Raw genomic sequence first — 13,766 nt, 5'->3', positions numbered from 1 at the left:
AAACGCAGCAGCGCCCAGCTAAACGGGGAATTAACGTGACAACGATTGTATCTGTACGACGTGGGAATCAAGTGGTAATGGCCGGTGACGGACAGGTATCACTGGGCAACACCGTAATGAAAGGGAATGCGCGCAAGGTGCGCCGTTTGTACCACGACAAAATTCTTGCGGGCTTTGCGGGCGGCACGGCCGACGCATTTACGCTATTTGAGCGTTTTGAAGCTAAGCTTGAAGCGCATCAAGGCCATTTAACCAAGGCAGCGGTTGAACTTGCCAAAGATTGGCGGACTGATAGGGCGTTACGCAAACTCGAAGCCCTACTTGCCGTAGCCGACGAGACCGCGTCATTTATCATTACCGGTAACGGGGATGTAGTGCAGCCAGAGCAAGATCTTATCGCTATTGGCTCTGGCGGTAACTATGCACAAGCGGCTGCTACCGCACTTTTAGCCAATACCGAGCTAAGCGCAAAAGAAATTGCTGAAAAATCGCTGACCATTGCCGGTGACATTTGCGTATTCACTAACCATAGCCAAACGGTTGATGTACTAGATTACTAAGTAATAGCGAACGCTGTTATTGGCTTGTTGTCGCTCGTTTGCGTAGCAAGTACAACAAGTATTGTTAGAAAAGGGTTTATTCATGTCTGAGATGACACCAAGAGAAATTGTTCACGAGTTAGACCGACACATTATCGGTCAACAAGATGCCAAGCGCGCTGTATCTATTGCACTTAGAAACCGCTGGCGTCGTATGCAGCTTGAGCCTGAGCTGCGCCAAGAAGTTACCCCAAAAAATATTTTGATGATTGGTCCAACGGGGGTGGGTAAAACTGAAATTGCTCGCCGTTTAGCAAAGCTTGCTAACGCACCTTTCATTAAAGTTGAGGCGACAAAGTTCACCGAAGTGGGCTATGTGGGTAAAGAAGTTGAGACCATCATTCGTGATCTTGCCGACATTGCGGTAAAAATGACGAAAGAAAACGAAATGAAGAAAGTGAAGTTCCGCGCTGAAGAAGCAGCGGAAGAGCGCATTTTAGACGTTTTGCTTCCTCCACCAGAAGACGCGTGGGGCAACAAAGAAGACGTTGAAGATCGCGGCACTCGCCAAGCATTTCGTAAAAAGCTGCGTCAAGGCGACTTAGACGACAAAGAGATCGAAATTGATGTGGCACTTCCGCAGATGGGCGTAGAAATTATGGCGCCTCCTGGTATGGAAGAAATGACTAATCAGCTTCAAGGCATGTTCCAAAACTTGTCGGGTTCGCAAAAGAAAAAGAAGAAGCTGAAAATCAAAGAAGCGTTCAAACTGCTTATTGAAGAAGAGGCAGCACGCCTTGTAAATCAAGAAGATTTGAAAGAAAAAGCCATTGAGTCAGTAGAGCAGCACGGTATTGTGTTCGTAGACGAAATCGACAAAATTTGTAAGCGTGAAGGCAATACGTCAGGCGATGTCTCTCGTGAAGGTGTACAGCGTGACCTGCTTCCACTTGTAGAAGGGTCTACAGTATCGACAAAACACGGCATGGTTAAAACCGACCATATCTTGTTTATTGCTTCAGGTGCATTCCAAATGAGCAAGCCGTCGGATCTTATCCCAGAGCTTCAGGGTCGACTGCCAATTCGTGTTGAGCTTGCTGCGCTGAAAGTGGGCGACTTTAAACGTATTCTTACCGAGCCAAATGCATCATTAACTCAGCAGTATGTAGCGTTAATGAAAACGGAAGGGGTTGATATCAGCTTCGATGATTCGGGCATTCAGCGTATTGCAGAAGCAGCATGGCAGGTGAATGAGCGCACCGAAAACATTGGCGCACGTCGCTTGCACACGGTGCTTGAACGCCTAATGGAAGATATTTCGTTTGATGCTTCTGAGAAAAGCGGTGAGAGCTTTGTGATTGATGCAGATTACGTTAACAGCCACCTAGAAACCTTGGTAGATAACGAAGACCTGTCGCGTTTCATCCTTTAAATAAATGCTAAGTAGAGGCCTCTTCCTGTAGTTCGGTTGTGAATGCTCACTTCTACACAAAAAGATAGTAAAAAGCCGACTCTATGAATGTAGTCGGCTTTTTTATGTGAAAAAATAAGATTTAGTCTTTCACTTTTTCCCATTGAGCTTCAATTTCTTCAAGGCGAATTATACTCGCAGCTTCTTCAGCTTGAGTATCGGCAAGTAGATCAAGAAAGTAACTCACAGGGTTATTCTTCTCTTGGCTTTCCATGTAAAGGGCTCTCAAAGCAGCATCTGTCGTCCTGGGAATTTTCGTTTGACCTTTCTCGTAACGTGCAATGGTCTGTTCATCTACACCAAACCGAGTCGCGAGTATTTTTTGAGAAAGATTCAATTCAATACGTAAAAATTTAAACTCATCGTGTGCAAGAGGTCTGCTGGTGTCTACAATCGCTTGAGCGATCGCGCTATGGAGGCCGTTCATATCGTCAATACTTGTGTATTCTTCGCCGTCGACAATCTCAACAGTAACACCATTTTTCAAAAACACATTTGATAACCCACTTTCAGTGTAATGGTACATATAAACCTCTCAAACTATCCAAACAGTAACTAGAACTGAAGTTGGATTATCATGATGGTTCTTTAGTGCTACGGTTAGTTCGATAACTTTCCCCGCTGCTAAACCTTTCAGATTAAATTTCCAATCTCCGGTAATTTCAAGATATGGTCCTTCCCTAAAAACTGAGTATTTACTCTTGAGTAAAGTCATCACCTGACCTGTAGTTATTCCTCGCTCATGCATACGCTGTTTAACATGTTTACTCCATCGAATCCTATGAGTATGGTTTTCTGCAAGGTCGCTCATTATCTTCCTTGCAGTTTCCGCGCTAAGAGGGAATTCCTTAACGCCTTTGGGGGGCTTTAGGGCCATAATTATTAATCCATTACCTATCATGTTGATAGGTTTGGTGGGTGTTGTCAATATGCATCTTCAAAAGTGATGTGAATAACACCTAGGGCAGTTTACAAAAGCGCCTAGAAGCAAATGGGCTTTATTAAAGTGTTATAAAAACTAAACCTCCACAAGCTGCGCCACCAATTTATCTGTTATATCCAGGCCTGTATCGTTCTCTACTTTTAGAAAATAAGGGCTGGGGTTAGCCTCTAGAAAAAAGTACTTTCCCTTCGCACTTCTACGCCAGTCGATTGCGCACCAATGCATGCCTAACGCTTGGCAAATTTTAATAGCCATACGCTGCACCTCGTTTGGGATAATAGTCACAGACACACTGGCATTGTCGTCGTTTCTATAATCTAGTTCGCTTGAGTCGATTTGTACGCTTAGCACATCATCGCCTAGTACATAGCTACGTACATTTTCGCCCACAATATATTTTTGGAAGGTCACAGGGCGCTCATTTAAAAGTGAATTTAGGAGCGGGCGCATATTAGACTGTTTATTTACAAACTGCGCCGTGCGACCGCCGCGTACTGGCTTATAAATAACTTCTCGCATGTTGTTGCAAAACTGAGAGGCGACTTCGGGGGCATTGCCAACGAAGGTGTAGGGTATATGTGCACCCAACTTGCCTGCAACCCGTGACTGGTAAGGTTTACATTGATGGCTTCTTACAGCATCGATAGAGTTCACCCATTTGATGTCGCTATAGCTAAACCAACACAGTAAGGTGCTCGCCCGTTCTTGCTCGACCCAAGTAGCATCAGCTAACAGGTTAGGTGGCTTATTGTTAAGCTCATCTGTCTTAATCTGATTATTCACAGCGTGATTGGGTCGAGTATTCTCACCTGATGCTGTCAACGAAGCTCCCGGCAAATATTCATGCCAGTAGGCCGCTTTGGTGTTCGAAAAAGTCACTCTGGGTTGGTCACATAGTGTCGGTGAATTGAAATGGACTAATCCGTCGTCAAAATCAGGGTCATAGCTAATACTCCAAGCTGAACCGAATTGTTGCGTATTAGCGATATAAAAAGGGCTAGCTGTTTGACTAAGCGCCTTCGCTACGTGTTGAATTTGTGGATCTTGCTCACTTCCTAAAAGTGCAACGTGCATTCGCGCTCCTTGCTAACGGGTTATGGGTAAAGAGTATTGTTTTTAAAAAGCGCAACATATGGACAGTTCGTAAACACTGGCTATCCATATGCTGACGCTAAGGGGGCTTAGAGCTATGACAAAATATCTGGTAGTTTGCCGCCGCCTTCACCAATAGCCATGGTGATATAAACCGGTTCTTTGGGGGCAGGGCCAACTACCGGTGAGGTATCGCTTAAACGAACGCGTAGACCGCCGGATACTTCAAACAGTTGCGCTTCCGCTAAAGCAACGGGCTCGGTGCTTGCTGGTGGGTTTAGATTTGGTTGGTTGTGATTTAGTTGATGGTGTTTCATAAAGTACGCTCCTTGTAGTGGCGTGTTGAGTGAAGAAGTGGATGCGCTTAAAGCGAAACCACTTCTCGGTAAAGGGTTCGAAAGCAGCAGGCGATAAGTGCTGAACGGCTACTGATATTGAGTTTTTTATAAATGTTGGCGCAGTGAAACTTAACGGTTCGCTCGCTGATGAATAGCTCAGAGGCGATCACTTTGTTAGAGCGGCCTTCCATTATTTTGTGTACTACCTGTAGCTCACGTTTCGACAAACAGTCCATGGGAATAACGGTGTCACGAGCGGTAATGCCACTCGCATCTATTTGCATGCGCTCAGCAGTTGTCATCAATACTGCGGGTTCTCTTACTTCATGGTTTTTCATAGGGTTTCTCCGTGTTTACCAGATGTTGCGCTTCCTGTTACTTCAGAGGGAGAGCATGGTTGTAATGTGCCCTGTTCTAGGCGATAAATTTTGTCTGCCAAGGCGATAGATTGGGGGCGATGTGCCACAATAATTCGAGTCATATTCAAGGATTTGAGGTGATGATTTATCTGAGCTTCATTGGCCATATCTAGGTGGCTGCTCGCTTCGTCTAAGAACAAAATGTCAGGCTCTTGATATAACGCTCTTGCTAAAAGCAGGCGCTGCTTTTGCCCACCGCTCAAACTGCTACCCATATCGCCTACTAGCGAGTGATATTGCATAGGCATATGCATAATGTCGTGATGGATACAGGCAAGCTGTGCTACATAAACCATCTTCTTGAGGTTCGGGGCTTCTTCAAAACAACAGATGTTTTGCCCAATAGTACCGCTTAAGCAGGCGTCCTCTTGAAGCACAGAAGCGATGACAGGATTTACAGTACTAGGGTGCTCTATGCTGCCTTGTGAAGCTGGATAAAGGCCCATTAAGCACTTAAGCAAAGTGCTTTTCCCACAGCCGCTGCCGCCGATAATGGCCACGATTTCGCCGACTTCTACTGAAAATGTCAGGTTCTTAAATACCCACTCACTATTTTCTCCATAGCGGTAGCTAAGTGACTTTACCCTAAGCGCGGTAGTGCCTGACAAAGCGTCATCGTCGAAAGTGCTACTTCCCGGCGAGTCAGCATCGAGTAAGTTAAATAGGGAAGAGTTAAGTGAATCTGAGGTAGAAGCCGGGCGGTTACGCGTTTGTGTACTTTGAACGCCGAGCGAACGTTCTGTGTTATGTAGCGGGTGAATTTTGGCTTTTTGCTCTACTGGTGTAAGTAAAATATCGCTTAAGCGGTTGAAATGAACGCCTAGCATATTAAGCTCAATAAGCTTATTAACTATACCGTCGATAGCACCTACAAACCTTGTCTTATATGCCATAAAGGCCAGTAACATGCCTATTGAAAGGGTACCTTGCATGACAAGGTTCGCGCCAATATAAACAACGACTAGGTTTTCAACACCAAACAGAAATTGGTTTGCCAGTGTGCTACCTATGTTAAATTTCCCTAAGGTGATGTCTTTGTTAAGTGTTGCAACTAGCTTGTTCTGCCATAGGCCATGGCGCTGTATCTCTTGCCCATACACGCGAATAGGTAAAATTGCCCGCACACTCTCCATGAAGTGGCTCTGTTCAGTAGCGGCCAGAGCAATGCGCTCAGTAGTATGCCTTTTAATGAATGGTAGAAGTCCCAGACGAATGGCCAGATAGATAAGCATTATCACCACGACCACTAAAGTAAGCTTGAAGGAATATAAACTCATCACGGCCAAGGTGACGATTGCCATTATTCCATCTAGCATGGCGGTAACGACCCCAGTGGTTAAAAATTCCCGAATGCTAGCCAGGGAACCAAAGCGCGATACCACATCACCAATATGACGTTTATCAAAATAGTCTAAGGGAAGAGCTAAAAGATGCTTGAATACAGATGCAGACATCTGTAGCTGTAGGCGGGATGAAACGGACAAGATAACGAACTTTCTTATACCGCTTGTAAAGGTTTCTATAACCAGTAATAGGGCAAAGCCAATAGCAAGAGCTTTGAGCAAGGCCTCGTTGTTGTAAATTAATACATCGTCTACCACTGTTTGCATGTAGTAAGGCGCAGCAAGGGCAAAAAGCTGCAGTACTATTGATAAGGCGAAAAGGGTTAGTAGATTACGTTTGAAGCCAATGGCACGGGAGAAAAACTGAGTAAGCCCAAGTTGAGGCGCAGACTTTTTGGGGCTAAATGTGTCACTTGGTGAGACCTCAAGCGCAATTCCCGTAACGTACTTTGAGGCTTCTTCAAAATTGAGCTTTCTTTTACCTAGGGCGGGGTCATGAACGAAAATATGCTTCCCTCTCACTTTTGTCAAAACAACAAAGTGGTTCATATCCCAGTGCAAAATGGCTGGGCAAGATAACTGCGCAAGATGCTCCATTTCTATCTTTACCGCTCGGGTTTGAAAGCCCAGGTCACTGGCAATTCGCATTACGTCTTTTAAGGTCGTTCCTCGTAATGACACGGATATGCTTTGACGCAAAGTATTAAGGTCGCGCTTATCGGAGTAGTACTGTGCAATCATTGCCATACAAGCAAGTCCGCATTCAGCCGCTTCGCTTTGCAGAATAACCGGTACCCTGCTTGTTGTATGAAACAGTTGTGCCGAAAGAGGGTGTGTTAAACTCATCATGATTACAGCTTCCCTTTAATGCTATAAAGCGGTTCCATTAACCATTCCATAAGCGTGCGTTGACTTAATTGAACATCTGCCGAAAATGTCATGCCTGCTTTCAATGAAATACGGCTGCCGTAAGCCAATACTTCGTTTGTATCTAAGGTGGCAGTAACCAAGTAGGCTGGCTCGCTAATTGAAATAGGTGCATCGGCAAGTTCTCCCGGTAAAACAAGCGACGAAGAAATATTAACTATCTCGCCAAACTGCACACCAAACTTTTGATAAGGGAAGGCGTCATATCGTATGTGTAGGGCTTGGCCTTCTTGTAAAAATCCTGCTGAGCGCACGGGTACTGCGATTCGCGCTTGAATGTCAGCATTTTGAGGGAGTAGAGTGAGTAGAGGGCGAGCGCTGTCAACGGTATATCCCGTCTTTACATGAAGGCCTGATATCACGCCGCTGCGAGGGGCATAAATTATCTCTTCAGCATTACTTTTGTGACTCACAATTTGTTGGGTGAGATCGCTATAAGTATTCTCTATATTTGCCAGCTCGTTGGCTTGTTGCTCAGGCAAGGTAGCGAGTTCATGATTTATTGCTGCTATGTTGGCTTGCTCGCTATTCCAATCCTTTTTTGCTAAAGCTAGTTTCTGCTCTGCATTTAAGCGATTAAGCGAATGGGTTTCAAAGTCGGCACGGCTAATATGTCCCTGCTTAAGTAAGGTTTGTGCTTTTTCCCATTGTTTAGATGCTAGAAGCCACTGTGATTGGGTTAGAGCAATAATGTCTTTCAACGTTTCTGAGGTATGTTTAGCCTGGGAAAGCTGCTCTTCCAAGCGCTGCTGCTGGGCTAGGTGCAAAGTGCGCAGGCGCTTAATACTTTGGTGAGTGCGATTTTGTTTCGATTCTAGTTCGGCAAGTAACTGGGTACTGACTCTATGGCCTAATGCATCCTCGCTGCTGTAGCTAATTTTTATTAGCGGTGCGCCCTTTTCGACTAATTGACCTTCACTGACTATAACGTCGAGCACTTTTCCTCGCCTTGCGTCTGAATAAAGCTTGAAAACACCATAGCTGGGTTCTAGCCATCCAGTTACCGAAGCTTTTCGCGCATAACTTTCCATGTTCAGGTAAGCAGCAACCGCCACAATCCACACGACAAGCAGCCCTGCTATTGCTGAATAGGCTGGTTTAGGGGTCATTAAAAAGCTCCCCTCAACGGCATTCGATTGCTCATCAATAACTTCTTTTCTAAACAACCCTGTTCTCATCTTCATCCCTATATAATTCGCTACTTGCGCTTGGGGTCCTGTTAAAGCAACCCTTTTTCTAGGTGCTAGTTTGCACATAAAGAGTATCTGGCTGCCGCTTCCATATCGGCGATTAATCCTTGGCATCGTAATCCGTGACGCCTCCGTTTTGTTACTACCAGATACCTTGTGGTCAACGTTACTGCAGTGACGGTATTTACTTTAGGCGGAGTGAGAACTTGATGAATGGTGCTTAAGGTCTATTTTTCTGTAGCATGCAGCCTCATTGGGCTTGGCGCATTTTTGAAAGCGCTTGGCCTAAATTTGAAAGTTGATATTGCACAAGAAAACGGCGAAGAGATGCAAAGAAGTCATAGAAGTGTCTAAAGAATGTGCTATAAAAAACAAGGAAATATGAAAATAACACGGTAAGAATACGTAAAAGGAAGCAAGATGTTTGTACCCAGCATACTTTTAAAACAACTTTACACACGTGCAAGCCTTACAAAAACAAATAAAGGCTTATCTTTTTCTCTTAAAAACAGATTAAAAGACGCGACAATCAAGGAAGTAAAATGGATTTCCCTTGATGGAGAGAAAATCCCTGAAGAAAAAATTTCACTCCAGCTTACCCCCGATTCCTGTATTTCTGTTGAAGCGTTAAATAAGTCGGACGGAGAGCCGTTTGGCTTGCGTCAAACTATTACCGTTCACTTAGACATCGACGAAGCACCTTGTCCGGAAAAGCGAAAGCTAGGTATTTGTTTTTCTGCTTCTCCATTCGGAAAACTTAAATTTGAAGTAGAAGATAATATTACGGCGCCAGGACAACGCAGTGCCTTTATTCCTCGTGACGATATGGATGATTATGGCGAAAGCATTATAAAAACACGCCAAGAATATTTTGAAAGCGCTACAGGCAAGAAAATTGACCACGTAGGTAAGTACTCAATCGACCCGCAAGCGCTTAAAGGCAATATCGAGCATTTCATTGGCGTGGCGCAGGTTCCTATCGGTATTGCTGGGCCGTTGACTATAAACGGCGAACACGCTCAAGGTGATTTTGTAGTACCACTAGCGACTACTGAAGGCACATTGGTAGCGTCGTACAACCGCGGTATGAAGCTACTTAACATGAGTGGTGGCGTAACGGCAACAGTAGTTGATGATGCCATGCAGCGCGCGCCGGTATTTATCTTTGAAAATGCGCGAGGTGCCAGAGACTTCGTTAAGTGGATAAAATCAAACTTTGAAAAGATTAAAGAAGAAGCTGAAGCGACCTCAAGCGTGGCTAAGCTAACCTACATCGACCACTTTCTGTCTAACAAATTTGCGTTTTTACGGTTTAACTTTAAAACCGGTGATGCTGCAGGTCAGAACATGGTGGGGCGCGCAACTTTTGCTGCCTGCGGATGGATACTCGACCATTACGAGGGAATAGAAAACTTCTATCTTGAATCTAACTTTGCGACCGATAAAAAAGCCTCTCAAATAAACATTATGCGTACCCGTGGTAAACGGGTGACAGCTGAAGCCACTATTAAGCGAGAGCATTTGTTAGAGGTAATGCGCGTCGACCCTAAACAAATAGATTATCACGGCCGTGTGGCTGGCGTAGGATCATTCTTATCTGGTGTGAATAACACCGGTCTTCATTCGCCAAACGGTATTACCGCTATGTTTATAGCAACAGGGCAAGACGTAGCCAACGTATCTGAATCGTCAGCGGCCATGATGTATTCCGAACTTACCGACGATGGCGACTTATATGTGTCTATCACCATACCATCGCTTATTGTGGCTACCTATGGCGGTGGTACTGGTATTGGTACCCAGCGAGAGTGCTTGGAACTGTTAGACTGCTACGGGCGAGATCGCGTGTATAAATTTGCAGAAATCGTGGCGTCGGTTGTGCTGGCCGGTGAGATATCGCTAGCGTCAGCCATTAGTTCGTCAGACTGGGTGTCGTCACACGAACAGTATGGGCGTAACCGGTAGCAAGTAAATTTAACTAACGGAAAGTAAAAAGGGGCTTCACATTATGTGAAGCCCCTTTTGTTTAGCGGTTCATTTACTAATGCTCCCAATGATAGTGGTGCGCTTTCGCTTCCACTTCATCAGCCGTTTGTTGCGGCATAAAGGTCGCATTGTCTTGTTCAAAGAAGAACGGTTTACGTTTTTTCTTACTGCCTACTTCGTTCATGGTGGCCGACTCGTATACGCGTCCATTTAGTACAGTGTATTCTACGAATTCACTCTTTCTAATGTCGCTAAGCACATCGCCATCAATCACAACTAGGTCAGCAAGCTTACCTTTTTCGATACTGCCAAGATCTTTGCCCATACCTAGGTGTTTCGCGCCATCAATAGTACCACCGCGTAGCGCTTCCCAAGGCGTGAAGCCGCCTTGTTCCATGATCCACAACTCCCAGTGCGCTGCTAAGCCTTCACGCTGGCCGTGAGCGCCAATATGTACACTGACCCCATTATCTCGAAGCTCTTTGGCGTAGCTTGCAACGTTTTGGTGGTTGTACTGATTTTCTGGCGCAGTAGGTCTGCGGATCGCACGGCTGTCTAGAATAGTCGACGGGGTATAGCGAAGAAGGCGCGGGTTCTTCCACACTTCTGTTTTATCGTACCAATACTCTTCACCCATCATGCCGCCGTACGACACAACGAAGGTCGGCGTGTAGCCAAACTCTGTCGCTTTCCATAGTTGAGTGATGTCGCTGTAACCTTTTTCCACAGGAATGCTGTGCTCAAGACCCGTATGGCCATCTACTAGCATAGTCAGGTTTTGTTGTAACTTACCGCCACCCTCAGGCACTACCATCATCTCTTGATTTTTTGCCGCCCACAGCACTTGCTGGCGCTGGTCACGACGGGGCTGGTTGTAGCTTTTTACTGAAATAGCACCGGCTTCTTTTAAGCGCTCTACGTGGAAATAGGCATCTTCATAATTGTTGATAATCGCTTTGTAACCTAGGCCTTCTGCACCGTATAAAATCGTGCCGGTGGAGTAGATACGCGGCGCAACAATATCGCCTCTACGCTGTAATTCTGCCGCAGCAAAAATTTCTGTCGTGTCGTTTGATGGGTCATGAATGGTAGTGACACCGAATGACACGTTCGAGTACTGACTCCAGTTTTGCTGAGGAATAATCTCATTGCGGCCCTGTGAGCCGTGAGCGTGCGCATCAACAAGCCCTGGGATAATGGTTTTACCCGTTGTATCTATTTGCATTGCATCATCAGGAATGGTCACATCACCACGTTTACCCACTGCTTCAATGCGGTTGTCTTTAATCAGCACAACACCATCTTCAATCACCTCTTGGGTGTTGTCGGCATCGCGCATGGTTACCACTTTACCGCCAACCAAAGCTTTGTAACCAGATGGCTTGTCAGCTTTAGTGGTAAACGACAAATCCATACCTTCAGCTACCGGCTCAGGTAAGGTTTCCGCTGCGCCATCTACAAAGGCAAAGGCTTCATCAAGTGAACGGCTAAATAGCGTAGGGCCGTTAAACCAGCTTAGGGTTTTGTTATCAGGCGACCACGTTAAGTATTCACCTGCGCGGCTTGAAAGCTGCGTTACCGGCAGTGAGGTCATGTTCGGGCCTATGGTAATGCGCTTGCCATTTTCGACGAAAGGCGCCACGTAGGTTTTGAACTGGTAAACAAACGCAACCCATTTCTTATCATGTGAAAGTTTGTACTCACTTACCTTATCTGCACCGTAAAGATGAGTTCGCTTGTCGTTACCTTTAAGATTTACGCTTGAAAGCTGAGTTTCGTAGTAAGCTTCGCCGCCCGCTGATTCGGTGAAATACACTCGGTCATCGTTACCCGCGAAATGCGCGTTGTAGCCGCCTTCAGAGACTTTTTCTACGGTGTCTTCTTCAAGGTCTGCTACGTAAATTCCAGGCTCAACTGAGTATTTCGAGTCTAGCAGGTAGCCGCCTGTAAACTTGCGGAAAACTACTTTCTCGCCATCGTCAGAGAACGACGGTTCGATGTAGTGGCCTGGCTGCTGGGTAATAACCTTTCCTTTACCGCCGCGAGCAGAAACCACGCGAACGGTGCCTAAGTCTTGGTCATTCCAAGTGGTATAAACAATCGACTTTCCATCGTTTGAAAAGCGCGGATAGTATTCGTCATGGTCGTTTTGTTTCGTTAAACGCTTAATTTTGCCAGATTTAACATCGCGCACATAAAGTTTACCTAACGCTTGGAAGAGTACGGATTTACCGTTGGGCGACATTTGAGACCAGCGGATCATGCGAACGTCAAATTCATCAGGTGCGACATCTACGTCAAAGCGTAACGCATCGGCAAATTTCACCGTGCCTTCAACGGTTACGTCCATGGTGCTGGTGGTTTTATCTTTCACGTTGATAGTGTGGAACTTACCGCCCGTCCAATATACGATTTCGCTGCTGCCTGGCATCCAGTCAAAGTAGGCAAAGTAACCTTCCGAACCAAAGCCTTCCTGCATATCTCGCTCTAGTTCTAACGTCAGTGGTGTTTCTTCACCTGTCTTGATGTCCTTAATGAAAAGCGCAGTTCTATCTTTAACGCGACGCACAAAAGCGATGTATTTACCGTCAGGTGAAGGCGTAGGAACCACAGCGCCGCCCGTACCGCTAATATAGCGGCTCTCTTCGCCGGTTTCGCGGTCGTAGCGAGTGATAGCAAAAATGCCTTCTAACGGGTCGCGGTTATATTCAAAGCGGGCGCCCGGAACCGTATTTTCGGTAAAGTAAATATACTTGCCGTCATGAGAGAATACAGGGTCGGCAATGTTTTGTTGGTCGCGCTTTCCGCTGTTACGAGCTTTAATTTGTAGGCCGTCACCACCTGATTTGTGGTACATCCAAATCTCGCCTGCAGGAATACTACGGCTAGACATGATGCCTTTGGTTACCACTAGGTATTCGCCGTCTGGGCTCCATTTAGGAGAGTGGATAAGATTGCTTTTCTCTTTGGTTACCTGACGAAGATTACTGCCGTCAATGTCCATAACCCATACGTTGCTTAACCCATCTTTATCCGAGATAAATGCGATGTGTTTACCGTCTGGAGAAATTGAAGGGTGAATATTCCATGCGAAGTCTTGGGTCAGCGGGGTCGCATCGCCACCACTCATGCTCACTTTGTACAAGTCGCCCAGCATGTCAAAAACCATAAACTCGCCGTTTGGTGCAACGTCTAAGCTAGACCAGGTGGTTTCGTTTGTTTTGATAGTGACTTCGTTTAATGCATAAGGTGGGTTGCTGACTTCCCACGTTTCAAGTTCGGATTCTGTTTTTTCTTCACTGTCGGTTTGGGCGTATAAAGTAGGTGCCACGCCCAAGCCCAGGGCGCTTACTAGCGTGATGGCCAGTAAACTTTTCTTTGTCGTTATCATAATTGTGTTTCCAACCGCTTGTTATTTATTTTCTGTCTACATCAGAGTACATGACTTAACATGAAGATACGTATTCTTGAATTGTAAAACTAAGGTTAATCTTACTGCAAAGTAGGATAGATTCACT

Annotated in this window: 11 protein-coding genes; 3 read left to right on the top strand and 8 right to left on the bottom strand. The window is 45.6% G+C overall.

All coding sequences use genetic code 11. From position 1 onward, the window contains the following. Positions 1–35 precede the first annotated feature (35 nt). Together hslV and hslU are read left to right on the top strand one after the other, a co-directional pair. On the top strand, positions 36–560 hold the full coding sequence (hslV, locus tag ACYX4W_RS01345; protein WP_474804330.1) for an ATP-dependent protease subunit HslV: 525 nt from the start codon (positions 36–38) through the stop codon (positions 558–560). Between the two features lie 82 nt (positions 561–642). Further along, the gene (hslU, locus tag ACYX4W_RS01340) at positions 643–1,971 is read left to right on the top strand and encodes an HslU--HslV peptidase ATPase subunit (protein ID WP_118491788.1); all 1,329 of its coding nucleotides are present in this window, start codon (positions 643–645) and stop codon (positions 1,969–1,971) included. 121 nt (positions 1,972–2,092) lie between these two features. Here the strand turns inward: hslU and ACYX4W_RS01335 are convergent, their stop codons facing one another. The 7 genes from ACYX4W_RS01335 to ACYX4W_RS01305 form a co-directional block, all read right to left on the bottom strand. Next, positions 2,093–2,536: a helix-turn-helix domain-containing protein gene (locus ACYX4W_RS01335; protein ID WP_474856474.1), complete on the bottom strand. Its 444-nt coding sequence runs from the start codon at positions 2,534–2,536 to the stop codon at positions 2,093–2,095. Positions 2,537–2,545: 9 nt separating this feature from the next. After that, entirely contained in the window at positions 2,546–2,821 is a 276-nt protein-coding gene (locus tag ACYX4W_RS01330) for a DUF4258 domain-containing protein (protein ID WP_476074471.1), read from the bottom strand. Between the two features lie 207 nt (positions 2,822–3,028). After that, entirely contained in the window at positions 3,029–4,027 is a 999-nt protein-coding gene (locus ACYX4W_RS01325) for an ATP-grasp domain-containing protein (protein WP_476074470.1), read from the bottom strand. Positions 4,028–4,140: 113 nt separating this feature from the next. Continuing rightward, on the bottom strand, positions 4,141–4,362 hold the full coding sequence (locus ACYX4W_RS01320; RefSeq protein WP_476074469.1) for a hypothetical protein: 222 nt from the start codon (positions 4,360–4,362) through the stop codon (positions 4,141–4,143). 47 nt (positions 4,363–4,409) lie between these two features. Beyond that, positions 4,410–4,721 carry a helix-turn-helix domain-containing protein gene (locus ACYX4W_RS01315; protein WP_476074468.1) on the bottom strand — a complete coding sequence of 104 codons (312 nt, stop codon included), beginning with the start codon at positions 4,719–4,721 and terminating at the stop codon, positions 4,410–4,412. After that, positions 4,718–6,994 (bottom strand): peptidase domain-containing ABC transporter, encoded by a 2,277-nt coding sequence (locus ACYX4W_RS01310; RefSeq protein WP_476074467.1) that lies wholly within the window; start codon positions 6,992–6,994, stop codon positions 4,718–4,720. Before ACYX4W_RS01310 ends, ACYX4W_RS01315 begins: the two co-directional genes overlap by 4 nt. A 2-nt stretch (positions 6,995–6,996) precedes the next feature. Further along, positions 6,997–8,250 carry an HlyD family secretion protein gene (locus ACYX4W_RS01305; protein ID WP_476074466.1) on the bottom strand — a complete coding sequence of 418 codons (1,254 nt, stop codon included), beginning with the start codon at positions 8,248–8,250 and terminating at the stop codon, positions 6,997–6,999. Positions 8,251–8,682: 432 nt separating this feature from the next. Here ACYX4W_RS01305 and ACYX4W_RS01300 point away from each other — a divergent pair, with 432 nt between their 5' ends. Continuing rightward, positions 8,683–10,227, top strand: coding sequence for a hydroxymethylglutaryl-CoA reductase (locus ACYX4W_RS01300; protein WP_476055650.1), 1,545 nt, complete (start codon positions 8,683–8,685; stop codon positions 10,225–10,227). 76 nt (positions 10,228–10,303) lie between these two features. Here the strand turns inward: ACYX4W_RS01300 and ACYX4W_RS01295 are convergent, their stop codons facing one another. Continuing rightward, a complete protein-coding gene (locus tag ACYX4W_RS01295; RefSeq protein WP_476074465.1) occupies positions 10,304–13,639 on the bottom strand; it encodes an amidohydrolase family protein in 3,336 nt (1,111 codons plus the stop codon). Positions 13,640–13,766: the final 127 nt, after the last annotated feature.

It is taken from the genome of Alteromonas sp. ABH4_454, assembly GCF_056311775.1.
Note: the sequence above shows the minus strand (reverse complement) of the source record. Positions and strands in the feature narration are given on the sequence as shown.

Coding starts and splice junctions, on each gene's coding strand:
- ACYX4W_RS01295 (WP_476074465.1), bottom strand. CDS start 13,639: ATGATAACGACAAAGAAAAGTTTACTGGCCATCACGCTAGTAAGCGCC.
- ACYX4W_RS01320 (WP_476074469.1), bottom strand. CDS start 4,362: ATGAAACACCATCAACTAAATCACAACCAACCAAATCTAAACCCACCA.
- ACYX4W_RS01325 (WP_476074470.1), bottom strand. CDS start 4,027: ATGCACGTTGCACTTTTAGGAAGTGAGCAAGATCCACAAATTCAACAC.
- ACYX4W_RS01330 (WP_476074471.1), bottom strand. CDS start 2,821: ATGAGCGACCTTGCAGAAAACCATACTCATAGGATTCGATGGAGTAAA.
- ACYX4W_RS01300 (WP_476055650.1), top strand. CDS start 8,683: ATGTTTGTACCCAGCATACTTTTAAAACAACTTTACACACGTGCAAGC.
- hslU (WP_118491788.1), top strand. CDS start 643: ATGTCTGAGATGACACCAAGAGAAATTGTTCACGAGTTAGACCGACAC.
- ACYX4W_RS01310 (WP_476074467.1), bottom strand. CDS start 6,994: ATGATGAGTTTAACACACCCTCTTTCGGCACAACTGTTTCATACAACA.
- ACYX4W_RS01305 (WP_476074466.1), bottom strand. CDS start 8,250: ATGAGAACAGGGTTGTTTAGAAAAGAAGTTATTGATGAGCAATCGAAT.
- ACYX4W_RS01315 (WP_476074468.1), bottom strand. CDS start 4,721: ATGAAAAACCATGAAGTAAGAGAACCCGCAGTATTGATGACAACTGCT.
- ACYX4W_RS01335 (WP_474856474.1), bottom strand. CDS start 2,536: ATGTACCATTACACTGAAAGTGGGTTATCAAATGTGTTTTTGAAAAAT.